The 26085-nt window shown below is 34.0% G+C and carries 26 protein-coding genes; 11 read left to right on the top strand and 15 right to left on the bottom strand.

Annotated elements, in window-relative coordinates; all coding sequences use genetic code 11:
* Positions 1–9 precede the first annotated feature (9 nt).
* The 4 genes from truB to ACOYLP_RS03605 all read right to left on the bottom strand — a co-directional run bounded on the left by truB (position 10) and on the right by ACOYLP_RS03605 (position 2713).
* A complete protein-coding gene (truB, locus tag ACOYLP_RS03620) occupies positions 10–705 on the bottom strand; it encodes a tRNA pseudouridine(55) synthase TruB (RefSeq protein ID WP_422854808.1) in 696 nt (231 codons plus the stop codon).
* A complete protein-coding gene (locus ACOYLP_RS03615) occupies positions 705–1502 on the bottom strand; it encodes an undecaprenyl-diphosphate phosphatase (RefSeq protein ID WP_422854807.1) in 798 nt (265 codons plus the stop codon). The genes truB and ACOYLP_RS03615 overlap by 1 nt, the downstream gene beginning before the upstream one ends.
* A gap of 78 nt (positions 1503–1580) precedes the next feature.
* Positions 1581–1814, bottom strand: a complete 234-nt coding sequence (locus ACOYLP_RS03610) for a DUF3098 domain-containing protein (RefSeq protein ID WP_422854806.1) — start codon at positions 1812–1814, stop codon at positions 1581–1583.
* A gap of 23 nt (positions 1815–1837) precedes the next feature.
* Complete coding sequence (locus ACOYLP_RS03605; protein ID WP_422854805.1) at positions 1838–2713, bottom strand: cell division protein FtsX; 876 nt, start codon at positions 2711–2713, stop codon at positions 1838–1840.
* A gap of 185 nt (positions 2714–2898) precedes the next feature.
* On the opposite strand from ACOYLP_RS03605, the gene leuS reads away from it, so the two are divergent.
* From leuS to ACOYLP_RS03590, 3 genes are all read left to right on the top strand, one after another.
* Positions 2899–5751 (top strand): leucine--tRNA ligase, encoded by a 2853-nt coding sequence (gene leuS, locus ACOYLP_RS03600; RefSeq protein ID WP_422854804.1) that lies wholly within the window; start codon positions 2899–2901, stop codon positions 5749–5751.
* Positions 5752–6050: 299 nt separating this feature from the next.
* Positions 6051–6581, top strand: a complete 531-nt coding sequence (locus ACOYLP_RS03595; RefSeq protein WP_422854803.1) for a hypothetical protein — start codon at positions 6051–6053, stop codon at positions 6579–6581.
* A gap of 69 nt (positions 6582–6650) precedes the next feature.
* Positions 6651–7352, top strand: a complete 702-nt coding sequence (locus ACOYLP_RS03590) for a zinc metallopeptidase (protein ID WP_422854802.1) — start codon at positions 6651–6653, stop codon at positions 7350–7352.
* 42 nt (positions 7353–7394) lie between these two features.
* Here the strand turns inward: ACOYLP_RS03590 and ACOYLP_RS03585 are convergent, their stop codons facing one another.
* From ACOYLP_RS03585 to ACOYLP_RS03570, 4 genes are all read right to left on the bottom strand, one after another.
* Positions 7395–7865 carry an Lrp/AsnC family transcriptional regulator gene (locus ACOYLP_RS03585; RefSeq protein ID WP_422854801.1) on the bottom strand — a complete coding sequence of 157 codons (471 nt, stop codon included), beginning with the start codon at positions 7863–7865 and terminating at the stop codon, positions 7395–7397.
* Positions 7866–7986: 121 nt separating this feature from the next.
* On the bottom strand, positions 7987–9360 hold the full coding sequence (locus ACOYLP_RS03580) for a saccharopine dehydrogenase family protein (RefSeq protein WP_422854800.1): 1374 nt from the start codon (positions 9358–9360) through the stop codon (positions 7987–7989).
* An 11-nt stretch (positions 9361–9371) separates the two neighbouring features.
* Positions 9372–9698 carry a hypothetical protein gene (locus tag ACOYLP_RS03575; RefSeq protein WP_422854799.1) on the bottom strand — a complete coding sequence of 109 codons (327 nt, stop codon included), beginning with the start codon at positions 9696–9698 and terminating at the stop codon, positions 9372–9374.
* A gap of 2 nt (positions 9699–9700) precedes the next feature.
* A complete protein-coding gene (locus ACOYLP_RS03570; protein WP_422854798.1) occupies positions 9701–10462 on the bottom strand; it encodes a DUF3108 domain-containing protein in 762 nt (253 codons plus the stop codon).
* Positions 10463–10584: 122 nt separating this feature from the next.
* Between ACOYLP_RS03570 and ACOYLP_RS03565 the strand changes: the two genes are divergently transcribed.
* Together ACOYLP_RS03565 and pckA are read left to right on the top strand one after the other, a co-directional pair.
* Complete coding sequence (locus ACOYLP_RS03565; RefSeq protein WP_422854797.1) at positions 10585–10971, top strand: DUF423 domain-containing protein; 387 nt, start codon at positions 10585–10587, stop codon at positions 10969–10971.
* Between the two features lie 79 nt (positions 10972–11050).
* The gene (gene pckA / locus ACOYLP_RS03560; RefSeq protein WP_422854796.1) at positions 11051–12676 is read left to right on the top strand and encodes a phosphoenolpyruvate carboxykinase (ATP); all 1626 of its coding nucleotides are present in this window, start codon (positions 11051–11053) and stop codon (positions 12674–12676) included.
* A 70-nt stretch (positions 12677–12746) separates the two neighbouring features.
* Here pckA and ACOYLP_RS03555 read toward each other — a convergent pair whose 3' ends face one another.
* Together ACOYLP_RS03555 and ACOYLP_RS03550 are read right to left on the bottom strand one after the other, a co-directional pair.
* On the bottom strand, positions 12747–13496 hold the full coding sequence (locus ACOYLP_RS03555) for a uroporphyrinogen-III synthase (protein WP_422854811.1): 750 nt from the start codon (positions 13494–13496) through the stop codon (positions 12747–12749).
* Positions 13497–13514: 18 nt separating this feature from the next.
* On the bottom strand, positions 13515–14180 hold the full coding sequence (locus tag ACOYLP_RS03550; RefSeq protein ID WP_422854795.1) for a DUF4271 domain-containing protein: 666 nt from the start codon (positions 14178–14180) through the stop codon (positions 13515–13517).
* 109 nt (positions 14181–14289) lie between these two features.
* Between ACOYLP_RS03550 and ACOYLP_RS03545 the strand changes: the two genes are divergently transcribed.
* Genes ACOYLP_RS03545 through ACOYLP_RS03535 form a run of 3 tightly spaced genes read left to right on the top strand, consistent with a single transcriptional unit; the run spans position 14290 to position 16819 of the window.
* Complete coding sequence (locus ACOYLP_RS03545) at positions 14290–15015, top strand: polyprenol monophosphomannose synthase (RefSeq protein ID WP_422854810.1); 726 nt, start codon at positions 14290–14292, stop codon at positions 15013–15015.
* 1 nt (position 15016) lies between these two features.
* Entirely contained in the window at positions 15017–16357 is a 1341-nt protein-coding gene (locus ACOYLP_RS03540; RefSeq protein WP_422854794.1) for a dihydroorotase, read from the top strand.
* 54 nt (positions 16358–16411) lie between these two features.
* On the top strand, positions 16412–16819 hold the full coding sequence (locus ACOYLP_RS03535; protein WP_422854793.1) for a DUF4296 domain-containing protein: 408 nt from the start codon (positions 16412–16414) through the stop codon (positions 16817–16819).
* Here ACOYLP_RS03535 and ACOYLP_RS03530 read toward each other — a convergent pair whose 3' ends face one another.
* Positions 16820–17845 carry an NAD-dependent epimerase/dehydratase family protein gene (locus ACOYLP_RS03530; protein ID WP_422854792.1) on the bottom strand — a complete coding sequence of 342 codons (1026 nt, stop codon included), beginning with the start codon at positions 17843–17845 and terminating at the stop codon, positions 16820–16822.
* Positions 17846–18091: 246 nt separating this feature from the next.
* Here ACOYLP_RS03530 and tyrS point away from each other — a divergent pair, with 246 nt between their 5' ends.
* The gene (gene tyrS, locus ACOYLP_RS03525; protein WP_422854791.1) at positions 18092–19393 is read left to right on the top strand and encodes a tyrosine--tRNA ligase; all 1302 of its coding nucleotides are present in this window, start codon (positions 18092–18094) and stop codon (positions 19391–19393) included.
* On the opposite strand, the gene ACOYLP_RS03520 is transcribed toward tyrS, so the two are convergent.
* The 3 genes from ACOYLP_RS03520 to ACOYLP_RS03510 all read right to left on the bottom strand — a co-directional run bounded on the left by ACOYLP_RS03520 (position 19386) and on the right by ACOYLP_RS03510 (position 22648).
* The gene (locus ACOYLP_RS03520) at positions 19386–20399 is read right to left on the bottom strand and encodes an acyl transferase (RefSeq protein WP_422854809.1); all 1014 of its coding nucleotides are present in this window, start codon (positions 20397–20399) and stop codon (positions 19386–19388) included. The genes tyrS and ACOYLP_RS03520 overlap by 8 nt on opposite strands.
* A gap of 67 nt (positions 20400–20466) precedes the next feature.
* Complete coding sequence (locus ACOYLP_RS03515) at positions 20467–22233, bottom strand: T9SS type A sorting domain-containing protein (protein ID WP_422854790.1); 1767 nt, start codon at positions 22231–22233, stop codon at positions 20467–20469.
* 106 nt (positions 22234–22339) lie between these two features.
* Complete coding sequence (locus ACOYLP_RS03510) at positions 22340–22648, bottom strand: T9SS type A sorting domain-containing protein (RefSeq protein ID WP_422854789.1); 309 nt, start codon at positions 22646–22648, stop codon at positions 22340–22342.
* 562 nt (positions 22649–23210) lie between these two features.
* On the opposite strand from ACOYLP_RS03510, the gene ACOYLP_RS03505 reads away from it, so the two are divergent.
* Together ACOYLP_RS03505 and ACOYLP_RS03500 are read left to right on the top strand one after the other, a co-directional pair.
* Positions 23211–23894 (top strand): response regulator transcription factor, encoded by a 684-nt coding sequence (locus ACOYLP_RS03505; protein ID WP_422854788.1) that lies wholly within the window; start codon positions 23211–23213, stop codon positions 23892–23894.
* Positions 23895–24938, top strand: a complete 1044-nt coding sequence (locus ACOYLP_RS03500; RefSeq protein ID WP_422854787.1) for a sensor histidine kinase — start codon at positions 23895–23897, stop codon at positions 24936–24938. It abuts the gene before it with no gap.
* Here ACOYLP_RS03500 and ACOYLP_RS03495 read toward each other — a convergent pair.
* The gene (locus ACOYLP_RS03495; protein WP_422854786.1) at positions 24912–25976 is read right to left on the bottom strand and encodes a glycosyltransferase; all 1065 of its coding nucleotides are present in this window, start codon (positions 25974–25976) and stop codon (positions 24912–24914) included. The genes ACOYLP_RS03500 and ACOYLP_RS03495 overlap by 27 nt on opposite strands.
* Positions 25977–26085 lie beyond the last annotated feature (109 nt).

Raw genomic sequence — 26085 nt, 5'->3', positions numbered from 1 at the left:
ATTTGATGCTTAAGATTGATTTAGCTGCTGCTCAAACTCTTCCGGCATAATTCCGTTTTCAACAGAGAAATCTCCAATTTTTGTTCTGCGTAAAACCGATAAATGTGCTCCGGAATTCATGGCCTTTCCAAAGTCAAAAGCTAGTGAACGAATATAAGTTCCCTTACTACATTTAACTCTAAAATCAATTTCAGGGAGAGCGATACGTGTAATTTCAAACTCATGAATTGTTGTTTTTCGGAAGGCAATTTCAACTTCTTCTCCTGCACGGGCATGTTCATACAAACGTTTTCCATCTTTTTTTATGGCTGAAAAAACGGGTGGTTTTTGGTCGATTTCGCCTAAAAATTGTTTAACCGTTTCCTGAATTAATTCAGAAGTAATATGTTCTGTTGGAAAAGTAGCATCAACTTCGGTTTCTAAATCATAGGAAGGTGTTGTAGTTCCAACAGTAATCGTTCCAGTGTATTCTTTTGCTTGCGCCTGAATATCAGTAATTCTTTTGGTAAATTTACCGGTACAAACTATAAGTAAACCAGTTGCCAATGGGTCTAAAGTACCAGCATGACCGATTTTGAATTTTTTTGGAAGATTGTATTTTCGTTTTAAAATATACTTCAATTTATTCACAGCCTGAAAAGAAGACCACTTTAAAGGTTTATCAATCAATAGGATTTGACCGTTTAAATAGTCTTCGCCAGTCATTAAATTGTTGTTAATTTTAAAATCCAGAAATGAATAATCAGTGTGGCTAAACCAGCAATAATTCGATAATAACCAAACATTTTAAATCCGTGTTTAGATAAGTATCCGATAAAGGATTTTATAGCTAACATCGCTACTATAAATCCAACTACGTTTCCAATAATCAACAAATTAATTTGCTCGTTCGATAGTACAAAACCGTCTTTATAGTAATCGTAACATTTCTTGATAGTAGCGCCAAGCATGGTTGGTACAGCCAAAAAAAAAGAAAATTCAGCAGCAGTCGTTCTTGATAATTTTTGAGACATTCCGCCAATGATACTCGCTCCACTTCGGGACACACCAGGAATCATAGCCAAGCATTGGAACAAACCGATTTTAAAAGCAGTAGCATAACTAATTTTTTCAGTTTTCTGAGTCTCTTCTTTATCTGTAAACCAATCGTCAACTTTTAATAATATGATTCCACCAAGTACTAATGAAACCGCAACAGTTACAGGGTTTTCTAATAATGCATCAATTTTTTTGCTAAAAAGCAATCCGAAAACAACCGCAGGAAAAAATGCAACCAGTAGCTTAAAGTAAAAATCAAGAGTCTGAAAAAAGCGTTTAAAATATAAAACAACCACCGAGAGGATGGCGCCAAGTTGAATAACAACCGTAAATAATTTGGTAAAATCGTCATGGGCAATACCAAAAAATGACGAAGCAATAATCATATGACCTGTAGAAGAAATAGGGAGAAATTCGGTTATTCCTTCAATGATAGCTAGCACTACGGCTTGAATGTAATCCATATTTTTCAGTGATTAGTAATTAGTATTTTGTATAGTAATCGAGAGATTTTTGCTAATCATGTATTACCTAATCACTAATTACTTTTTCTTAAAGATAGAATAAATCGTAATTCCAAAACCAATTAAAACAACAGTTGGTGCTAATCTAATTCTTCTCCAACTGAAGACAGCTTCGCTAAAAACTTTTGGGTCATCGCTTCCGCCTCCACTCATCAAAATAAATCCTATGGAAATAACCGCAATACCGATTAATAGGATTTTATAATTTACCTTTTCAAAAAGAAAATCTGGTTTCTGCTCGTTATTTTTCATATCGTCTATTATCTATTCTCTTTCTAATACAAATCATCTGTTCTCAAATTCAAAAATCGTTGCGTAGCAAAGAAAGTACTAATCCATGCAATTACAACACCTAATACAAGAACTCCAACAAGCACTATAGCAATGGCTAATTTGTCTTCCAAAATACCAAGACTTGGGAAAGTAGTTTGGATATAAATTAATACGCCTATCAAAGCAACTATGGCTAATGCCGAACCTATTAATCCTAAGTAAACGCTACGCTGTATAAACGGTTTTCTGATAAATGATTTTGTTGCGCCAACCATTTGCATGGTTTTAATTATAAATCGGTTTGCATAAATAGATAAACGCAATGAACTATTAATTAACAGTACCGAAACTAATGCAAAAACACAGCTGACAATCAAAATCCACATACTGATATTTTTGATATTGTCATTGACCAAAGTCACGAGTTGTTTATCATAAACGATATCGGCAATCATATCATTTTTTCGAAGACGATTTTCAATTTTAGCTATACCTTCATTCGTAACATAATCGGCTTTAAGGTGAATGTCAAAAGAATTCTGCAACGGATTTACACCCAAGAACTGCATAAAATCCTCACCAATTACTTTCATATGCTTCTCTGCCGCTTTTTCTTTAGAAACATATTCAAAAGATTTAGCAAATTTTGCGGTTTTTAATTCACTGTTAAATGCCTTAATAACAGAATCGGTAGCTTCAGTTTTAAAGAAAACTGTCATGGCAATTTCTTCTTTAAAATTGTCTGATAATCGTTTAGAGTTGATAACGAAAAGGCCCAAAATCCCTAATAAAAACAACACTAAAAAGATACTCAACACGACCGAAAAATAGGAAGTAATAACTCTGCGTTTCTGAAACTTTTCGAATGATGCCGACATAAATATTATTTTGATGTGGTAAAAATAATAAAGAAAATTGTTTTTCTTCTTTATAACGTACAAAGTTTTAACTTTATTATAATAAATGTAAATTTGCCAACGATTTTAAGGTTTATAGTTTAAGGTTCATAGTTAATAGTTAACAAAGTAGCCACAAACCACAAACCACAAACCATAAACTATAAATGAAGTATTTCCACGAAAAAATCGAAGCCAAATGGCAACAATATTGGGCTAAAAACCAAACTTTTGCTGCATCTAATAATCCCGACAAACCAAAATATTACGTGCTAGACATGTTTCCTTACCCTTCCGGAGCCGGACTACACGTGGGTCATCCGTTGGGTTATATTGCTTCCGATATTGTGGCACGTTTCAAACGTCACAAAGGATTTAACGTATTGCATCCACAAGGGTATGATTCTTTCGGACTTCCTGCTGAACAATATGCTATACAAACAGGGCAACATCCAGAAAAAACAACTCGTGAGAACATTGCGCGCTACAGAGAGCAGCTAGACAAAATTGGTTTTTCGTTCGATTGGAGTAGAGAAGTTCGTACTTCAAATGCCGATTATTACAAATGGACGCAGTGGATTTTTATTCAATTATTCAATTCTTACTATTGCAAAGTCGATCAAAAAGCATATGATATTAATGATTTAATCAGAATTTTTGAAACAGAAGGAAACCAAATGGTAAACTTGGTTTGCGATGATGGGGTTGAAAAATTTTCGGCTTCAGAATGGAACAGTTTTTCAAAAGAGCAGCAGCAGAAAATTCTTCTAAAATACAGATTGACTTATTTGGCAGAGACCGAAGTAAACTGGTGTCCGGCTTTAGGTACTGTTTTGGCAAATGATGAAATTGTAAACGGAGTTTCTGAACGTGGTGGACATCCTGTTATTCGTAAAAAAATGACACAATGGTCGATGCGGATTTCAGCTTATGCCGAAAGACTATTACAAGGATTAGAAACTATTGATTGGAGTGAGTCTATAAAAGAGTCTCAAAGAAATTGGATAGGAAAATCGGTTGGTGCATCGGTTTCATTCAATCTTTTGCCGATAACCGACAACCGAGAACCGTCAACCATTGATGTTTTCACAACCAGACCAGATACAATATTCGGAGTAACTTTCATCACATTGGCGCCCGAGCACGAATTGGTTTCTGTAATCACCACACCAGAACAAAAAGCAGCGGTTAATGCTTATGTGGAAGCTACGGCAAAACGTTCCGAACGTGAGAGAATGGCCGATGTAAAAACTATATCGGGTGTTTTTACTGGTGCCTATGTAGAGCATCCATTTACTAAAGAACCCATACCGGTTTGGATTGGCGATTATGTTTTGGCTGGTTATGGAACGGGCGCTGTAATGGCTGTACCTTGTGGCGATGAAAGAGATTATGCCTTTGCTAATCATTTCAAAGGACAACAGGGGATGCCGGTAATTAAGAATATTTTCAATCAGGATATTTCAAAAGAAGCTTTTACGGCCAAAGACGGATTTAAATTAGTAAATTCTGATATATTAAATGGTTTGGATTATAAACAAGGAACAGAAAAAATAGTCTACTCTTTAGAAAAAATCGGTCATGGCAATGGCAAAACCAATTATCGTTTGCGCGATGCTGTTTTTTCTCGTCAGCGATATTGGGGAGAACCATTTCCGGTTTATTATGTAAACGGTTTACCGCAAATGATTGACTCAAAACATTTGCCAATCATTTTACCGGAAGTGGAGAAATACCTTCCAACCGAAGACGGTCAACCTCCATTAGGTAATGCTACTAATTGGGCTTGGGATACTAAAGAGTTGCGAGTTGTGAGTTGCGAGTTGATTGATAATAAAACAATTTTCCCTTTAGAATTAAACACCATGCCGGGTTGGGCAGGAAGTTCGTGGTACTGGATGCGATACATGGATGCGCAAAACGATGCCGAATTCGCAAGCAACGATGCTTTGAAATATTGGGAAAGCGTTGACTTATATATAGGTGGAAGCGAGCATGCAACGGGACATTTATTATACTCTCGTTTTTGGAACAAATTCCTAAAAGACAGAGGCTACGCGCCGACCGAAGAACCGTTCAAAAAACTGATTAATCAAGGAATGATTTTGGGGATGAGTGCTTTTGTTTATAGAAGTGAAGATTCCAAAAAACTTTATTCAAAAGGATTGATTGCTGGAGAGAAAGTCCATCCAATCCATGTTGACTTAGCTGTTATCAATGACATCACCAATGAACTAGATATTGAAGCTTTCAAAAAGCATCCATTATATTCTGATTATAAAGACGCCGAATTCCTATTAGAAAACGGAAAACACATTGTAGGCCGCGAAGTTGAAAAAATGTCCAAATCGAAATATAATGTGGTTAATCCAGATGATATTTGTAGCGATTATGGTGCGGATACACTGCGTTTATACGAAATGTTCCTTGGACCTTTAGAACAAGCCAAACCATGGAATACTGCAGGAATCACCGGAGTATCCGGTTTCCTGAAAAAACTGTGGCGTTTGTATTTTGATGATACTACTGGTTTGAATATTACCGAGGAAGAACCAACATCCGAAATGTACAAATCATTACACAAAACCATTAAAAAAGTTACCGAAGACATCGAGAATTTCTCGTTCAATACTTCCGTTTCCCAGTTTATGATTTGTGTGAATGAATTGGCAACACTAAAATGTCACCACCGAAAAATATTGGAACCATTGGCAATCATAATTTCGCCTTATGCACCGCACATTGCTGAGGAATTATGGAGCCAATTGGGACACGAAGGTTCAATTTCAACAGTTGCTTTTCCAATTTGTGAAGAGAAATACTTAGTAGAATCGGAAAAAGAGTATCCGGTTTCCTTCAACGGAAAAATGCGTTTCACAATTAAACTTTCTTTAGATTTAACCGTACCGCAAATTCAGGAAATTGTTTTGGCTGACGAAAGAACTATCAAACAATTAGACGGAAGAACTCCAAATAAAATAATCATCGTTCCGGGAAAAGTGATAAACTTGGTTGGATAGTCTAGGTATTTAAACAATACAAAAGGATAATGGGAAAGTATTTTTACTCTTTCATTATCTTTTTTTTATATTAATTATCATTTGCCAACAAAAAGTTAAACCAAATTTGAGTATCAATTTCTATTTTTATTTTTGGAAATATGTAAAATCAAGAATATGAAAAATGTGTACCTATTTGTATTTATGACACTAACTCTAGTAACTTATTCTCAAGAAAAAGTAATCGATACTATTAAGAAAAAAGAAAAAAAATTTCAATTTATTATGGTGGAAATGTATCATTTAATAGTGATTTTAATTTGAACAAAAAATTAAGAAATTCAAACCTTCCAGAGTTGAAAACTTCTATTCCCGACTTTGTATTTGGTTTAAATTATTTCTGGAAAAAATATTCTGGCGATGCAGAATTTGGGTTTTTATATTCAAAATCGGATAAAGGAGTAAATAAAACAAAACAAACGGGCTTCAACTCTCGTATAAGAGTTCATTATAATCTTGTAGACCGCGAAAAATTTGCCTTTACTACAGGATTATCAGTAGCTTATACAGGAAATGAGTATGATATATTTAACAAAAATAATACTATCGACTTAAATGATTTAGAACCAAATAACAATAGTGGGCATGTTAATTTTACAAATGCCATGTTCTATTTTGGTCCATCAACCTCATTCTACTTTTTCAGAAAATCCGATTGGAAAGTCAAATTAAATTTAGGCTATGAGTTTGCCTTGACCCGTGGAAGATACGATTCAGAATTTGGAAGTGTAATAAACAATATAGGCGAATCAAGAAATAACCGTTTCGTATTTGGTATTACTTTTATGTAATGACAAGCTGTCATAACTTTTGTTATGGCGCATATTTTGACTAATTCTAGAAATTAAAAATTTCAAATCATGATAGGATATTATATTTTAATAGGTGCCATTGCTTTAGTAAGTTGGTTAGTAAGTTCAAAACTGAAAAGTAAATTTGATGAATACTCACACGTTCATTTGCGAAATGGTCTAAGCGGAGCAGAAATTGCCCAACAAATGCTCAATGATCATGGTATTTATGATGTCAGAGTCATTTCCACGCCAGGACAATTAACGGATCACTACAATCCTACAGACAAAACCGTAAACTTAAGCGAGTCTGTCTACAATCAAAGAAATGCTTCGGCAGCAGCAGTGTCGGCTCACGAATGCGGTCATGCAGTGCAACACGCAACAGCATACAATATGTTGCAATTGCGATCTCAATTAGTGCCGATTGTGAATGTCTCTTCTACTTTATCGCAATGGTTAATCTTTGGCGGATTGATTTTGGGTGCTGCTTCAGGTTTTGTTTTCGGATTTTATATAGCGGTAATTGGTTTGGTATTGATGGCAATTGCAACTGCCTTCGGTTTTATCACGTTGCCGGTAGAGTACGATGCTAGTAACAGAGCTTTGGCTTGGTTAAAAAATAAAAACATGTTGAGTCAACAAGAATATGCCGGAGCAGAAGACGCCTTGAAATGGGCAGCTCGAACTTATGTAGTTGCTGCAATAGGAGCTTTAGCATCCTTGTTATATTGGGCTTTACAAGTGTTTGGTGGTTCCAGAGAAGAATAATTAGAACATCTTTCTCGTTTTAAAAGACGAGAAGGATGTTATTTATAACTGAATCTGTCTTTCAATTTGTTGTTCTAAAGAGATAAAGGTTTCGGTTCTAGAGACACCATCAATAGGCTGAATTTTTTTGTTCAACAATTGCATCAAATGTTCGTTATCGCGGCAAATAATTTTGATTAATATACTCCAGTTTCCAGTTGTGTAGTGACATTCTAATATTTCTGGAATTTTCTTAAGTTCTTTTACTGCCTCAGCGTTGCTCGAAGCTTTGTCGAGATATATTCCAATAAACGCCATGGTTTTATAGCCTAAAACTTTGTTGTCTACCATAAGTTTTGAACTGGCAATTACGCCAGCATCTTCCAATTTACGTAGTCTTTGGTGGATTGCTGCGCCAGAGATTCCGATTTTATTGGCAATCTGCAATATGGGTTTTCGGGCATCTTCCATTAAATCCCTGAGGATTTCTTTATCAATGCCATCAATTTCTATTTGTAGCTGATTTATCTTCATAAGTAATGAATTTAAAGCAAAAATAGAAATATTGTTTTAAAGTATCAGCGAAAAGTGTAATTGACTACTGATTTAATAAAAGACTATCACTAAATAGCCCTGATATAAGCTTCAAAGAGAATTAATTCCCTTCTAACTTATCAGGATTGTAACCCACATAAGGCATTTCGGTTTCATTAAAAACGATGCCATGTGCTGCTAGTTCTATCAAAATAGGTTCGTATACTTCTTTTTTTATTGGCAATTGAACACCAGGGGTTTTGATGTTGCCATTCAAAATTTGCAAAGTTGCTATTGCAACAGGTAATCCAACAGTTTTTGCCATAGCGGTATAAATTTGGTCATCACCAATACACACCATTTTAGAATCTATTTGTTTTCGCTCACCATTAATTTCATAGCCAAATTTGTGGTACATCACAATCATGTCTTTGTCATCAGGTTGTAAAGTCCAACTGTCGTTTAAGATGCGCTCTAATATTTGTGCCGGAGTAGCGTTTTTAAGACCAACAATCTTACTCGGATTAAAGATATCGAGTTCCATTAATTTGTCCCACATAATGTCGTCTTGTTCAATGCCAAGCGCCATTCGGGTTTTTAATTCTACAGAATCCGATGCATGAAAGGGCAAAAAGGAATTGATAAAATCTCGATAACTCATTGTCTCTGTATTTTCCATAACATAAGAGTCGTCCGTCATTCCTAATTGTACAAACATATTCCACGCTTTTGAAAAACCAACTCTACGAATAGTTCCTCTATATAAAGTTAGTATATCATCTAGACCATAAATACTTCTATATTTTAAAGAATCTCGATTGGCATAACCTTCAAATTTTCCGTAACCTTCCACATGAAAAAATTCAGTTCTGCGAAATAATTTGTGATACGGAATATATTTGTATTTGCCTTCTTGAATAAATTTAGCAGCACCACCTTGACCTGCTAAGACTACGTTTCGAGGTGCCCAAGTAAATTTGTAATTCCATAGATTATTATCTGATTCGGGAGCTACTAAACCACCACAAAATGATTCGAATAAAATCATTTTACCGCCTTTAGCTTCAATTTCATGAATCACTTTCATGGCACTCATGTGATCAATTCCGGGATCGAGTCCTACTTCATTCATAAAAACCAAATTGTTAGCTTTTACTGCTTCGTCCAAACTTTGCATTTCATCCGAAACATAAGAAGCCGTGACCATATTTTTCTTATAAGTCACACAATCTTTTGCCACTTCAATATGCATGTGTGCCGGCAACATCGAAATAACGATATCTGCTTTTTGAATTTCGGCACGGCGTTGTTCAACATCATTGATGTCTAAAGCAATTGGATTTGAATTAGGATGATTGTATGTTTTTCTTCTGGCTAATTCTATAGATAAATCAGCTATGGTTACTTTTAAGTTTTCCTGAGCAGATTTTCTCAAAAGATATTTTATTAAGGAAGATGCTGAACGTCCGGCACCTATGATTAAAATGTTTCTCATACTGATATTTTTTATTCCAAATCTTTTTCTAGCTCTTCGAGCTCCTTTTTAGCTTCTTTTTTAGTTTCAATTTTTTCTTTTTCAAATTTGGAATCTTTAACCACTTGATCCTTCACCAAAAGCGATTTACCTAAAACAAATAAGGAAGAAACCACACATAAAAGCAGTAAAATATTAGGTAGTTTTTTTTGATTAACTAACGATTTTTTAAGCAATAGCAAACAAAACACCATTGCCAAACCAATAGGTAAAAAAGCAATAGTATCAAGTGGCAAAGCCGAAAAAATAATTGCAAGTGCTGTAAAAATTATTGCTAAAACAACTAGTAATTTTCTCATGATTAGATTCCAGTTGCTGAGGTTAGCGTTAATTTTCCGGTTCCAACTGGAATACTAAACTTTAGCAATGTTGGAACTTTTTTATTATCAGCGGTAAGCCAAATCAGGTTTTTATCTTTCCCCTTTAAGGCATCTGTTTTTGCGCCAATCGATAGTTTGTAACATTCTTTGCTACCCAAATTTCCGGCAGAAACAGTTTCTTTACCCATGTATTTTAGGGTAACCGGAATTTGTTTTTCGTCAAAAACAATCATTAAAGATTGCGTTTGCCCTACTTTGAATTTCGACAAATCCATGGTTCTCACTTTATACAAAAGTGAAATTACATCTTGTGTTGATCCACCAATAGTAAAAGTATTTTGAGTTTCTGGGGTGTTTTTTTTCTTCGAAGTGCTGTTAACCGAGTTTTCCTTGAAAACGTATTTTTCTTTTTTAGTCCAACCACCTTCGTCTATATTTCGTTTGTATAAACTTGGTTTTAAAGTTGACGGATTTACATACGATTCATATAAATCTCTGATTTTGAAAAACGAATCCCATTTACTATAGGTCGATAATTCACAACTCAAATGTAAATAGGTGTTTTTGGCAGTAGTAACATTTTCTGTCGACATAGTAACTTGTGCCAATTGCGTCATCAAACCACTCATATTGTAAGAGCCAGCAAAAACCAATTTTTCTCTTGGTTTTATGGTTTGGCTGCTAACCTTTGTGAAAGAACAGAAAACAAAAAATGAGTAAAGTATAAATAGTAATTTCTTCATAAACGTAAATTTATGTTGCAAAAATAAATGTTTAAAATGGTTCACATACCAAAAGAAACGTGAAATTTCTTTATTAGTATTTAGATAACGAATAAATTTGTGATTTAGTAAATACTTTAAATATGGAAAGAAAAATAACAAGCCTTGCTGCTTTGATAGGAATAACAGCAATAATTTTAGGAGCATTTGGCGCTCATGCTTTAAAAAAACAATTGTCTATAGAACAATTAGGATCTTTTGAAACAGGGGTAAAATATCAAATGTATCACGCTCTTTTTTTGTTGTTTTTGGGTATTAACACTTTCCTTAATGAAAAAGTAAAAAAAACGGTGTTTCAATTGGTGATTTTTGGAGTGTTTTTCTTCTCGGGCTCTATTTATTTGCTAACCACAAAAGCAATAACAGGAGTCGATTTTAAATTTATTGGCATTGTCACGCCTATTGGCGGAGCCTTTTTAATAGCGGGTTGGAGTATTTTTCTTTGGAATATTTGGAAATCAAAGAGATAATATTTCAAGAAAAAATAGTTTCTAAAATTTAATTTTTACCTTTGCAATCTAATTCATAATACAACACAAACTAATTTCTATGGATAACTACGCTCAAATTACGAAATCGATTTCGTTAGAAAAATATGGGATTAAAAATGCTCAAGAAATAATTCAGAACCCAACATTCGAAAAGTTATACGATGAGGAATTAAATCCAAATTTACAGGGCTTTGAAAATGGACAATTAACAGAGCTTGGAGCTGTAAATGTTATGACAGGTGTTTTTACTGGACGTTCACCAAAAGATAAATACATTGTAAAAGACAGCATTACCGAAGATACTATTTGGTGGAATTCTGACAAAGCAGTAAACGACAATAAGCCGATTACACAAAATACATGGAATGCTTTAAAAGATAATACTATCAAGCAATTATCAGGAAAGAAATTATACGTTGTTGATGCCTTTTGTGGCGCCAATGAAAATACACGATTAAAAGTTCGCTTCATTATGGAAGTGGCATGGCAGGCACATTTTGTAACTAATATGTTTATTCGCCCAACGCAAGCCGAATTAGATAATTTTGGAGAACCAGATTTTATTGTGATGAATGGTTCCAAAACGTCTTTCAAAGACTTTGCAGACTATGGATTAAACTCTGAAGTATATATCGCTTTTAATTTAACAGAGAAAATTCAAATTATTGGTGGGACTTGGTATGGCGGCGAAATGAAAAAAGGAATGTTTGCGATGATGAATTATTATTTGCCATTAAAGGGAATTGCATCTATGCATTGTTCTGCAAATAAAGGAGAAACAGGTGATGTTGCGGTTTTCTTCGGACTTTCAGGCACAGGAAAGACTACCTTGTCTACAGATCCAAAACGAGAATTAATAGGTGATGATGAACACGGTTGGGACGATGAAGGAGTCTTCAATTTTGAAGGAGGTTGCTATGCGAAAACTATAGATTTAAGTAGAGAAAATGAACCAGATATTTATGGCGCCATTAAAAGAGATGCGCTGTTAGAAAATGTTACGGTTGATGCTGACGGAATAATTGATTTTAAAGACGCATCTGTAACTCAAAATACCAGAGTTTCTTATCCTATTTATCATATTCATAATATTGTAAAACCGGTTTCAAAAGCAGGTCATGCCAATAAAGTTATTTTCCTTACTGCAGATGCTTTCGGAGTAATGCCGCCAGTTTCAAAATTAACACCTGAACAAACTAAATATTATTTTCTTTCTGGATTTACAGCTAAATTAGCAGGAACAGAACGCGGAATTACAGAACCAACACCCACGTTCTCCGCTTGTTTTGGAAAAGCATTTTTAACATTGCATCCAACAAAATATGCAGAAGAATTGGTTAAGAAAATGGAGCAAAACAAAGCCAAAGCGTATATGGTTAACACAGGTTGGAACGGAACAGGAAAACGTATTTCGATAAAAGATACTCGCGCTATTATAGATGCTATTTTAGATGGTTCAATCGAAAATGCAGAAACTAAAATGGTTCCAATTTTCAATTTTGAAGTTCCAACATCTTTGCATGATGTAAATTCATCTATTTTAGACCCAAGAGATACGTATGATAAAGTATCGGATTGGAATACAAAAGCCAATGATTTAGCTTCACTTTTTATAAAAAATTTCGAACAATATACTGATAATGAACAAGGTAAAAACTTGGTAAAATCTGGACCACAATTATAATTTACAAACCTAACCAAAGAAAAAAGCCATTCACTTAATTGAGAATGGCTTTTTTTATGAGGATATTTTTTTATTTTCCTTTGTTGGCGTCGGCAATATATTTTTCCAAAGCCATCGTCATAGATGGTGTTTCTGGAGTTGGCGCCAAAATATCAATACGTAATCCATGCTCTAAAGCTTCTTTTTGAGTAGTGCTTCCAAAAACAGCGATACGTGTATTGTTTTGTTTAAAGTCAGGGAAATTTTTAAACAATGATTTTATTCCTGTTGGACTAAAGAATGCCAAAACATCATAATAAACATCAGCCAAATCGGATAAATCACTCATTACTGTTTTGTAAAAAGTGGCTTGAGTCCAATCTACTTTTAAATTATTCAATGTTTGTGGAACATCAAAATTCAATTGGTCAGAAGCTGGTAAAAGAAATTTCTCGTCTTTGTATTTTTTAATTAACGGAGACAAATCAATAAAGTCTTTTTGACCGACGTAGATTTTACGTTTTCTATAAACCACATATTTTTGTAGATAAAAAGCAATCGCTTCTGACTGGCAAAAATATTTTAAATCTTCTGGAACTTTATAACGCATTTCTTCAGCCACTCTAAAAAAATGATCCACAGAATTTTTGCTGTTTAATATGATAGCCGTAAAGTTATTCAGGTCAATTTTTTGACCTCTGACATCTTTTGCACTTACACCTTCTACGTGTATAAATGGTCGGAAATCAATCTTTACCTTATGCTTTTGTTGTAATTCAAAATAAGGTGAATTCTCTACTTTTGGTTCTGGCTGTGACACCAAAATTGTTTTCACTTTCAAATTGGACATTCTAATGTGCTAAATTTTTGTAATCAAATAATATATAAAATAGTAGGGCGCTATTTCAAGAGCGCAAAGATACAAAATAAAATAAAACAACTTACCGATAAGCAAATTTTGATAAATCTTCAGCGAAACCAAATAAGAAACCAAATTAATTATTAAAATCACAGCAATTGTGCAATAAATTAAAATATTAGACGGGGTATTATTATAAAACAAATAAATGTTAATCGGCAGTAAAATCAATCCGATAAAAGTTCGGTAACTGACTTTTTGTAAATTGAACTGTTCGGCAAATTCTTCAATGTTAAATATAGTGGCCACAATCTTTTCAATTAAAAATTTTGAAAGCACAAATATTCCAAAAAAGGTAAATATCCGGATATAAATTATCCAATCCGTTTTAGAAACATAACCAAAAGAAGTCAGTACCAATTGAATGAAAAAAGAAAACGAAATAATCTGTACAATAAACAACAATATTGTAAAACCACTCATCAGGTGAGAAGTGTCTTTGTATACTTTGATGTATTTATCCGAAACCAAAATTCTCAGAAATTCGCTAAACCGAGTTTCAAATGCAGTCTTGCTAATTGCGATTAAAACAAAAGAAAAAACAAACAAATAAGTCGCCCAATCTTTAGGTTCTAAAATTCTTGGTTGTAAAACAGCTTCTATCATAATCCTGACAAAATTACTAATTTTTTATTTCTTAAAATTATTATATAATTATTAAGATAGTGCGCTGATAAAAAGTTTATTTTTGCAACAAAGTTTGACGGCACTTACTATGAATGAAGGTATTGTAATTATTCCAACTTACAACGAAATTGAAAACATCGAAGATATTATTCGAGCTGTATTTTCGTTAAATAAAACGTTTAATGTTCTAATTGTTGATGATAATTCACCTGATAAAACAGCTGAAAAAGTTATCGAATTACAAAGCGAATTTCAAGACAAATTGTTTTTATCAGTAAGACAGAAAAAATCAGGTCTAGGAACAGCATATGTTCACGGATTTAAGTGGGCCTTAAAGCATAATTACGATTATATTTTTGAAATGGACGCCGATTTTTCACACAACCCAAATGATTTAGTAAAACTTTATGATGCCTGTTATTCCAACGGTGCAGATGTAGCCATTGGTTCGCGTTATGTTACAGGTGTAAATGTGGTAAATTGGCCATTGAGTAGAGTGTTGCTTTCTTATTTTGCATCGATTTATGTGCGAATGATTACCGGAATGAAAATCATGGATGCTACAGCCGGATTTATTTGTTATCATCGAGAAGTATTGGAAAAAATAAATTTAGATAAAATAGAATTCATTGGCTACGCTTTCCAAATTGAAATGAAATACAGAGCTTTCTCCAAAAATTTTAATATACAGGAAGTTCCAGTCATATTTACAGACAGAACAAAAGGCAAATCCAAAATGAGTGGTTCTATTATTAAGGAAGCTATTTTTGGAGTTATTTCTTTGAGGCTTAAAAAGTTTTTAAATCAATTATAAAATGAATACCGTTTTAATTAAAAATGCTAAAATTGTAAACGAAGGATCCATTTTTGAAGGTGATGTTTTGATTGAAAACGAATTTATTGTTGAAATCGCTGAAAGCATTAGTCCAAAACTTTCCAATTGTAAAATTATTGATGCTGAAGGAAGCTTTTTAATTCCGGGAGCTATTGATGACCAAGTGCATTTTCGTGAACCAGGTTTAACTCACAAAGGCGACATTGCTTCTGAAAGCCGAGCCGCTGTTGCTGGTGGAATCACTTCCTATATAGAACAACCTAATACAGTTCCAAATGCAGTTACCCAAGAAATTTTAGAAGAAAAATATCAAATTGCCGCCAAAACATCCTATGCCAATTATTCATTTATGATGGGCGGAACAAATGATAATTTAGGAGAAATTCTTAAAACAAATCCAAGAAATGTTGCGGGCTTGAAATTATTCCTTGGCTCATCAACAGGCGACATGTTGGTTGATAGTTCAGAGTCATTGGAAAAAATATTATCTAACACAAAATTATTAATTGCCGTTCATAGTGAAGATGAGACAACAGTAAAAGAAAATTTAGAACGATATAAATTACAGTTTGGAGATGATATTCCTGTTAAATGCCATCCGGAAATCAGAAGTGTAGAAGCCTGCTATAAATCGACTGTAAAAATTATTGATTTAGCAAAACGAACTGGAGCCAGACTTCATGTTTTTCATCTTTCTACCGCTAAAGAGTTGGATTTATTTACCAATAAAATTCCATTAGAAGAGAAACAAATCACGGCCGAAGTTTGCATTCATCATCTTTGGTTTTCGGATGAAGATTATGATACTAAAGGCAATCTTATTAAATGGAATCCAGCTGTTAAATCTTCTGATGACAGAAAAGCACTTTGGGAAGCCCTTTTGGATGATAGAATTGATGTAATTGCTACTGATCATGCACCGCATACTTTAGAAGAAAAACAACAAGTATACACGAAAGCACCTTCAGGTGGGCCATTGGTTCAGCATGCTGTGGTTGCAATGTTTGAAGCTAATCATCAAGGGAAGATTTCGGTAGAAAAAATTGTAGAAAAAATGTGCCACAATCCAGCGAAGATATTTAAAATTGAAAAGCGGGGTTTTATTAAAGTAGGATTCTATGCTGATTTAGTTATTGTAAATCCAGGTTTACCATGGAGTGTTAAAAAAGAAAATATACTGGCCAAATGTGGTTGGTCGCCATTTGAGGGATATACTTTTAAATCAAGAATTACACATACTTTTGTTAATGGCGAATTGGTTTATCAAAATTTTAAAGTAAAAGAGATTCCTGTTGGTAAGCGTTTGCTTTTTGACAGATAAAAATTTGAATATGAACCGTAGGTTCAAGAACTCCTTATTAAAAAATATTGAAGCATGAGAAAAAAATGGTTGCTTTTTGGTTTAATTATTATGTCTTTCGGCTGCAATAGCAATTCGGTTGAAAAGCCTAAAAACCTTATTGAGAAAGACAAAATGGTAGCTATATTATATGACATTTCTTTATTGGAAGCCATCAAAATTCAAAACATTAATGGTGGCATAACAAGTGAAATAGCATACGATTATATTTATAAAAAATATAAAATAGACAGCGTTCAATTTTCTAAAAGCAATAAATATTATGCTTCTGATATTGATGAATATAAAAAGATGTTTGAAAAAGTTAAAGAAAAACTGAGTGAAGAAACTTTGAAAATTGATGCCGATGGGAATAAAAATCGTCAGGATTTTCAGCCTAATACAAATAGTACTTTAAATTCGGATACACCACAAGTGCAGTAATTATTTTTGTAAAATAGTCACCTCTTTAATCACGCTATCAATACTTTGGAACTCAAAAGTCAATCCCGAAACTTCGGGATTTTTTATTTTTTTATTTGATATATAATCGGATGAATGTAACGAATTTGCACTGTATTTCGACAGCTTTCTTTTAGTTCCAAAAAAAGTAGAAACAAACCAATCGAATCGCCAACCTATTGCTGTCATCCAAGGTTTTGCTTCAATTTTAGGTTTATTTACCTTAAGATTTTCAGCAATTAAAAAAATAATTTCTTTGAAAGTAATGTTTTCGGCCAAAATCGTAAAGCGTTCACCACAAATGTTGCTTTTCATCAATTGAATCATAATTTTCACAACATCGGTTACGCCAACAAAAGCGGTAGAACCATTTGTATAAAATGGGAATCCATTTTTTACAGCACTGAAAAACAAGCTACTTCCCTGATTCCAGAAGCCTGACCCCAATATCACACCTGGATTAACAATTACAACTTCCAAGCCTTCTTGTTGTCCGCGCCAAACTTCTATTTCGGCACCATATTTTGAAATGGCATAATCACTATGAGGAGCTTCTGGATTCCATTCAGTATCTTCAGTAACCTCATTTTCATGAGATAAACCTGCCTGCCGGTAGGCAAGGTCCCCTAATGCAGCTATTGAGCTCACATGGCAGAGTTTTTTAATTTTATTGTCGATACAAAAATTGACAATGTTGGCTGTACCTTCTATATTTATTTTCCGAAGTAACTCTTCATCATTTGGATCATATGAGATTAAACCAGCACAATGATAAACATAATCAATATTCTTAAATGCAATAGGCAGTGAGGGAACATCTATGATATCAGCTAGAACCCAATCTATCTTTGTAAATAAATGTTCTTTTTGATATAATTGGAAAAGAGATCTTGTTTTTTTGATGGCATCAGCCTGTCGGTAAATTGCCCGAATTGAATCTTCGCTTTCAACCAAATGAAGCAGCAAATGTGCTCCGACTAATCCTGTTCCGCCTGTGACTAATATCATGTAGCGAATTTACGAATTAGGAATTAAGATTTGAGATTTTTTTGAGTTTACAAATAGAAACTAAGTCTATCTTTTAGCCCTGATTGCAACAAGTATCATTTTTGTCTTAGGTGAAATATCACATTGACAGCGCTCGATGTGACAAAAAGATACTGTGTAAAGCAGGAAAACGGATTGCTTATAAATCCCGAGCCATTCGCTTCCAAAATTCCTAATTCTGTTTATCTTTGCTCCAAATTGATTACCATGAAGAATCTTGTAGAAGAATTAAAATGGCGTGGCTTATACCAGGATAGCATGCCGGGAACCGAAGAACAACTTCTTAAGGAAGTCACAACCGCATATATTGGTTTTGACCCAACAGCCGATTCGTTGCATATAGGGAGCATGGTGCAAATTATTTTACTTTTACATTTGAAAAATTTTGGACACAAACCGATTGCTTTGGTTGGTGGTGCCACCGGAATGATTGGTGATCCTTCGGGAAAATCGGATGAGCGTAATTTGCTTACTGAGGAGCAATTGGCAAAAAATGTGGCTGGAATTAAAAGCGTTTTATCACGCTTTTTAGATTTTAATCAAACTGGACCAAATGCACCAATTATGGTAAACAACTACGATTGGATGAAGTCATTTTCGTTTATCGATTTTGCTCGTGAAGTTGGAAAACGAATCACAGTTAATTATATGATGGCGAAAGATTCGGTGAAGAAACGTTTGTCTGGTGAAGCCGGAGACGGAATGTCATTTACGGAGTTTACTTATCAATTGATACAAGGATACGATTTTTATCATTTGCACAAGCATTACAATTGCGTATTGCAAATGGGCGGCTCTGACCAATGGGGAAATATTACGACTGGAACTGAGTTAGTACGCAGAATGAATCCGAATACCGAAGCTAAGGCATTTGCCTTAACAACGCCATTAATTACAAAAGCAGACGGTTCAAAATTTGGCAAATCAGAAGGTGGGAATATATGGTTGGATGCTGATAAGACTTCGGTTTATAAATTCTATCAGTTTTGGTTAAATACCTCCGATGAAGATTCGGAGAAATACATTAAGATTTTTACGTTTTTAGATAAAGGCATTATTGATGCTTTGATTGCAGAACATAAGGAAGCGGCCCATTTACGTGTATTACAAAGAAGATTGGCCGAAGAAGTTACGATATTAGTTCACGGAAAAGCAGAATTGGATAAAGCGATTCAGGCATCGAATATTTTGTTTGGAAATGCTACGGCTGATGATTTGAAAACTTTAGACGAAGCTACTTTTTTAGAAGTTTTTGATGGCGTTCCGCAAGCGGAAATTTCAAGAGATGTCATTTCAGAAGGAATTAACATTGTGGATGTGCTAAATGAGAAATCAGGATTTTTGAAATCAAATGGTGAAGCGAGACGTGCTTTGGCAGAGAATTCGATTTCGGTTAACAAAGAAAAAGTAACAGAAGAATTTCAACTGACTTCAAAAGATTTGATTAACAATCAGTTTGTATTATTGCAACGCGGAAAGAAAAATTATTTTGTGATACGAGTTAAATAAACATCAGGTTACACCCACGAATATCAGAATTGTCAAAACGTCCCAATACTTCGAAGAAATTATTGGGATATTTTTTACCTAAATCTTGTGTAGCAATAAAAGAACACGAATTGATATTGGCTAAGTCAATAACATTAATTCCGCCGGTTTTCCCATTGCATACATAAGTCATAGCATCTTCGGTATCGCGGATTAAGATTTGCATCCAAGCCGGACATTCGAAAATTCCGTTGCCAAGAGAATAGGCCTGTGATAAAAGTTCAGTCATACCATATTCAGAATGGATATTTTGAACACCAAAACCATCACATAAGATTTCATGTAATTCCTCGCGTATCAATTCTTTTCGTTTTCCTTTCATGCCGCCCGTTTCCATAATTATGGTGTTTTTTAGCTCGTATTTTTGTTTCTCCACTAAATCCAATAAAGCATAAGTTACCCCAATGAGGAGTATGTTTTGTCCAGCATTATCTAACTCAACAAGTTTGCTAATTAAATCATCATAATTATGAAGATAAAAGCCGCTGTGTTCATTATTGGAAAGTTCGATTAAATCTTTTACCATATAAATTAAAGACGAACCACTGCGCTCTAAATAGGATGGAAGCAAAGCCAAAACTGCATAATCTTCAATGTTTCCGTAGAATTCAGAAAAGGCGTTTCGATAGCTTTGTTCGTATAGAGAAACGTCAGTAACCAAGTGCTTGCTGGCAATCATTCCGGTTGTTCCACTGCTGGTGAATGTTTCCTGAATTTCATTTGTATTCGAAACCACATTATGATTCTTAAAAAACTGAATCGGCAGAAATGGAATTTGCTGTAGTGTTTTTACGGATTGTTTTTCCACTTTTAAAAAATCACAAAACTCTTTATAAACCAAGTTGTTTTCGTATTGAAAACGAAAGACTTTCAAAGCTATTTTTTCAAATTGCTTATGGGAGGAAATGGTAAATATGTCTTGGTCAGAAATCATATATTGAGATTCTGAAACAAGTTCAGAATGAATGCAAAAGTAATGAAAATAAAAAAGCCCTAACTTTCGTTAGAGCTTTTAGATATCATTAAAAAATTAATTATTTAATAACTAATTTTCTTGAAGCTGTTTTTCCTTCTTCAGTAATGTTTACAATATAAACTCCAGTATGTAAACTAGCAACATTGATTGTATTGTTAGTAGTTGTAGTGTTTAAAACTTGTTTTCCTAAAACGTCAAAAACAGTTACTGATTTTTCAGCGTTTGCTGAAGTTTCGATGAATAATGTTCCGTTAGAAACAGGGTTTGGATACATTCTTAAACCGGCAATTGTATTTTGGTTTGTTCCCAATGTACCATTAGTAACCTGAGCCCATGTAGTTCCGATTCTTAATTCGTCAACGCTCATAGATGGAGTTTCGGTTGCGCTGTCTTGTCTTAAGATGAAGTTAGAGATAGAAGTTAAATCTGTTCCTGTATGTGTGTCAGTAATTGTTGCCGCTGGTTGTGCTCCGTTGATAGTTGGGTTAACCCAAAGGTTAACGGTATCATCAGAGGCTGTATTAGGATCGCCAAATGTGTAGCCTACAACCACAAAAACAGTTTGTCCTGCAGTATAAGCATCATTAGTCCACGTTGTATTTGCAGCAGTTCCAGTTCTTACCTCCAGTCCAAGGTTGTAAACTCCATCATCAACTCTTTTAGTCCATAAAGTTCCGCCAAAAGTAGAAGAGCCTGAACCGAATGTAGCAAAATAGCCTCCATTAACATCAGTAACACCAGCCATCGTATTGATATTCATAATGAATGAATAGTATATAGTTCCTGAAGTTGTTGAAGTAAAAGCTGAAGAACAGTCAATTCCGGCTCCATCAAAAATGGCATATCCAGTAGTACTAGGATTTAAACCAGAGTATGCTGGTAATAAATTTCCGCCGGCAACAATAATATTGTCACCAGTATTTACATTTGACCATTGTTGACTAGAACCAAGAGAGCTTGCTTCTGCATAGGCAAATGGCTCGTAGTATGGCAAAGCACTTGCTGGTTTGCATTCTAGAGGAGGAACTGCAGTTGCATCAAATGAACAAGAACCTTTTGTGATATTTAAAGTAAATCCAGTTCCTTCAGGAATGCCACTAACCACAATGTTTCCAGCCGGAACAGTAGCAGGATTATCTCCGCCAACTGTTCCTGAAGATGGTGTGAAAGTATAGGCACCAGCGGTTCCTCCTGTGTATGGAATTGTAACTGTGTATGTATCAATTCCTAAAGTTATAGCGCTACATACAGCAGTAGGAGTAGAAAGAACTAAAGTGCAAGTCGGATTGAAATTAACAACTTTAATATCATCAAGTCTGAATTGTAACGCAGTAGTTGATGTAAAACGAATTGAAAGAGTTGTTGAAGATGGAATCCCAGAAGTAATTGTAGCCAAAGTCCAATTAATTCCCGATGGTGTATAAGTAACAGGTGTCCATGTAGTGCCATTTGTACTTACTTCTACAGTTAATAGATTAGTTACCGCAGTTGGTGTATTGATTCCGAAAGAAAGTTGAAGATTAGAAGTAGAATAAGCGGAAGTGTTAATATTATCAATTTGAATGAATTCAGCAATTGCATTAATTAGCACATTACCGTTACCAGAAGCTCCAGAATAACCAGAAGAAACACCGGTTATTCTAATATCAGCAGAGCCAGTATAAACAATTGGTGATGAGTTTTGAAATGTTGCAGGAGCTGTACCAGCACTATATGCTGAAATTAATGTTGTTCCTGTAGGAGTTCCAAAATTTTCTGAGTAAATAGTTTGTCCAAAAGAAGTGCAACTAATCACTAGTAATAACAAAGAGTAAATTTTTTTCATTTTTTTTTAAAATTTAATTAGTCTACAAATATAAATACAAATTTGCATTGTAGAATAAAAGAAAGTAAAAAAATGATTAAATTTTAATTATTTTAAAGGGAGTAAACTATCTGATAATTAGTTTTCTAGTGGCGGTTGTGTCTCCTTCTGTAATTTTTATGATGTAAACACCAGGGGGGATAGTCGCAATATTCAATTCGCGGGATGAAATAGTAGTTTGTAACACTTTTTTTCCAAGAACATCAAATATTGTGATTTCTTTATCTAAAGAAGTTTTTGAGGTAATGTAAATTTTTCCGCTACTAACAGGATTAGGATAAAAGCCAAGAACTTCGCTAGGTTGCTTTCCTTCTTGGGCAAAGCCAACAAGGGAAAACATAAGTAATAGGATTAATATAAAGTAATTTTTTACCATGACTTCAATTTGGTTGTTACAAATATATATAAAAAACTTTTCAAATAGTGTACCAAAAAAAAATATCCCGAAAAACTCGGGATATTTTAACATATTTAATCAAATTTATTACAATCCTGTTGTCCAACCTATTGCCCATGATGGAATGGCAGATCCATTTCCTCTAGCTGTTGTAGTTTCAGTAATTACCGCAAATAGTTCTGCCCTATCATCTGATAAGGCAAACTATCATTATTTAAATCTTTATCTGTTAACGTTACTCTAATAGTTCCGTTGTTTATCATTGCACCGTTCATCTTCGGCTCGGATTTTGCAAAAAAACAAGAAGTTTTTCAAGTAAAAAAGTATAAATCAATGTAAATTTAATTTGATTGAGGGTATTTTATATTGGTACAAAGGAACGAGCGCAATATACAAGGGTGCGTTACATTAGCATTACCATTTTGTTCTTTCATCATTACTAAATTGTTAATAGATTAAATTACAGTTAAGTCCATTCTAAAAAATCAAATCATTTTGTATTATCTTTACATTTACATTCAAAACACAATTGTGTCCACTTATGAAAAAAAAAGACATCAAGATTTTACTAGTAGATGATGAGCAGGATATCCTGGAAATAGTAGGATATAATCTTTCTCAAGAAGGGTATCAAATTGTAACCGCTACTAACGGAAAAGAAGCTATTGCCAAAGCAAAAAAAGAGATGCCACAACTCATTATCATGGATGTGATGATGCCCGAAATGGACGGCATCGAAGCTTGTGAAAACATTCGAAAATTGCCAGAATTGAGTAGCGTAATCATTACCTTTTTAACGGCACGAAGTGAGGATTATTCTCAAGTAGCTGGTTTTGACGCAGGGGCCGATGATTATATCACCAAACCTATCAAACCAAAATTATTAGTAAGTAAAGTCAAAGCATTACTTCGTCGATTAAAAAGTGATGAACATACTTCAGAAACACTTAATGTTGGTGGCATAGAAATAAATAGAGAAGAATATAAAATCATTAAAGACAATAAAGCAATTGTTCTTCCTCGTAAAGAGTTCGAACTATTCTATCTTTTAGCTTCAAAACCTGGAAAAGTTTTCAAACGTGAAGAAATTTTAGATAAAGTATGGGGTAATGAAGTCATCGTAGGAGGTAGAACTATAGATGTTCATATTAGAAAACTCCGTGAAAAAATTGGGGATGATTTATTTAAGACCATCAAAGGAGTTGGCTATAAATTAGAAGTGTAAATGAAAATTAAATTCAAGAAAACCTACAGGTTTGCTTTAGTTTCAACATCCTATATTACTGCTTTTTCTACAAGTTTTCTTGCTGTTTTGTTATGGGTTTTCCATGAATTTTCATTGTCAATTATACTTGTTTTTGCAGTTTCGATTGCTATATTTTCCTTTTTTGTTATCCAATATCGCGTTGAGCGGTTTATATACAGAAGAGTTAAAAAAATCTATGACGATGTTTCACTTTTAGAATCTACGTCATTTCGAAGTCATCCAGTTACTACCGACATGGAAACCTTAACTAAGCAAGTTAAAAAATTTGCTACCGATAAAAAACTCGAAATAGAAACGCTTAAAGTGCGTGAAGAATACCGAAGAGAATTTCTTGGTAATATTTCTCACGAACTTAAAACTCCTTTGTTTACGGTGCAAGGTTATTTATCAACTTTGCTTGATGGAGCGATGGATGATAAAAAAATACGAAAAAAATATTTGGAAAGAGCTGAAAAAGGGGTAGAAAGACTAGTCTATATAGTGGAAGATTTGGACATGATTTCCAAACTCGAAATGGGCGATGTTAACCTTGAATTATCAAAGTTTAACATTGTTGATTTGGTGCAAAGTGTTTTCGATTTGCTCGAAATGGTTGCAGATAAAAAGAATATCATACTAATGTTTGATAGTAAGTACAACAAAGCAATAAATGTTTTTGCCGATCAGGAAAAAATACAACAAGTGCTTTCAAATCTGATAATGAATTCCATAAAATACGGTAAAGAAAACGGAACAACTGAAGTGACAATTGAAGATCTAGTGGATGATAAAATCATTGTAAGAATTAGAGATAACGGAGAAGGAATTGAAAAACAAAATATTCCGAGACTTTTTGAACGTTTCTTCAGAGTTGATAAAAGCGGCGCACGAAGTGAAGGCGGGTCCGGTCTAGGACTTTCCATTGTGAAACACATAATCGAAGCACACGGCGAGAAAATTTATGTAGAAAGTGAATTTGGGAATGGTTCTGAATTTTCATTCACGCTCGAAAAGCACGAATAATTGTTTCCAGTCAATTTCTTTGATAAGTTTTGGCAAACCTCTATATTCCAAAACTTCAGATAAATTTTCTATTTTAAAATCATCTTGTTTTGCGTAAGGAAGAAAGCCATTTCTTTTTAATCTTCTTGCCAAATATTCCTGCTCAAATTGTCCCGGCGTTGGGATAAAGAATGCTTTTTTTTGCAATTTCGCCAAATCCATTACAGTAGTATAACCAGAACGACAGAGCACTATTTCACTTTCGTTAAAAGCGGTTTCAATTTCTGCCGAAGTCATGAAATTATAATAAGTCACATTATCGTCTTGATCTATTTTTTGTTCAGATTCAATTATGCCTTTGATGAAAAGTGTTTTCCCTTTAAACGATAGAATTTCCTTACTAAGTTTCTGTTCCAAAAAAGTCCGCTGCGGTTCCGGCCCTGAAAGAATAACCATCAAATCATACTTAATTGGCAAATCTTTTTTCTCTAATCGACTTAACGGACCAAGATATTTTAGATTTAGTGAGCTGTTTTTCAAGTGCCCAAGTTTCCCAGTCAGGTTTTGGTTTTCTTTTTTATCCGGAATCCAACATTCGGTAAATTTTTTAATAAAATATTGGTGTAACTTACTAGAAATCCATGTTGTTTTTCCAGACAATACATTGAGTTGATGCGTAATTAAAACACTCGGAATCTTTTTACTATAAACTCCTAAACGATTATCCGAAATAATACCTTGTAAATCGAATTCGGCAATCCATTTTTTGACTATTTTCTTTTCAGCAAAAATAGCTTCAATCATTTTAGGGCTGTTTTTGATAAGTTTCCATTTAAAATCTTCGCCGTTTTTGGTATATTCAATTTCATAAGAAGGCAATTCCAACGATTTTAAATGTGGAAATTCTTTTTGAAGCAGTTGCAAAGCCACACCATCGGAAGCTAGTAAGGGTGTAAACCCGTTTTTTTCCAATTCGCGAATAATAGGAATACATCGTGTAGCATGACCTAAGCCCCAATTTAACGGAGCAACAAGAATATTTTTTACAGAATTTTTCAAGTAGTGAAATTACGCTTTTAACATTGCAAATTAAAAAAGATTTTGGATAGTTTATATTTTCTTAATTTTAGCAAAAAATTAAGTTTGTGGGAAGTAAGAATAAATTAAA

The sequence above is a fragment of the Flavobacterium sp. genome, assembly GCF_049318325.1.
In the GTDB taxonomy this organism is placed as follows: domain Bacteria; phylum Bacteroidota; class Bacteroidia; order Flavobacteriales; family Flavobacteriaceae; genus Flavobacterium.
This window is presented reverse-complemented; position numbering and strand designations above follow the sequence as displayed.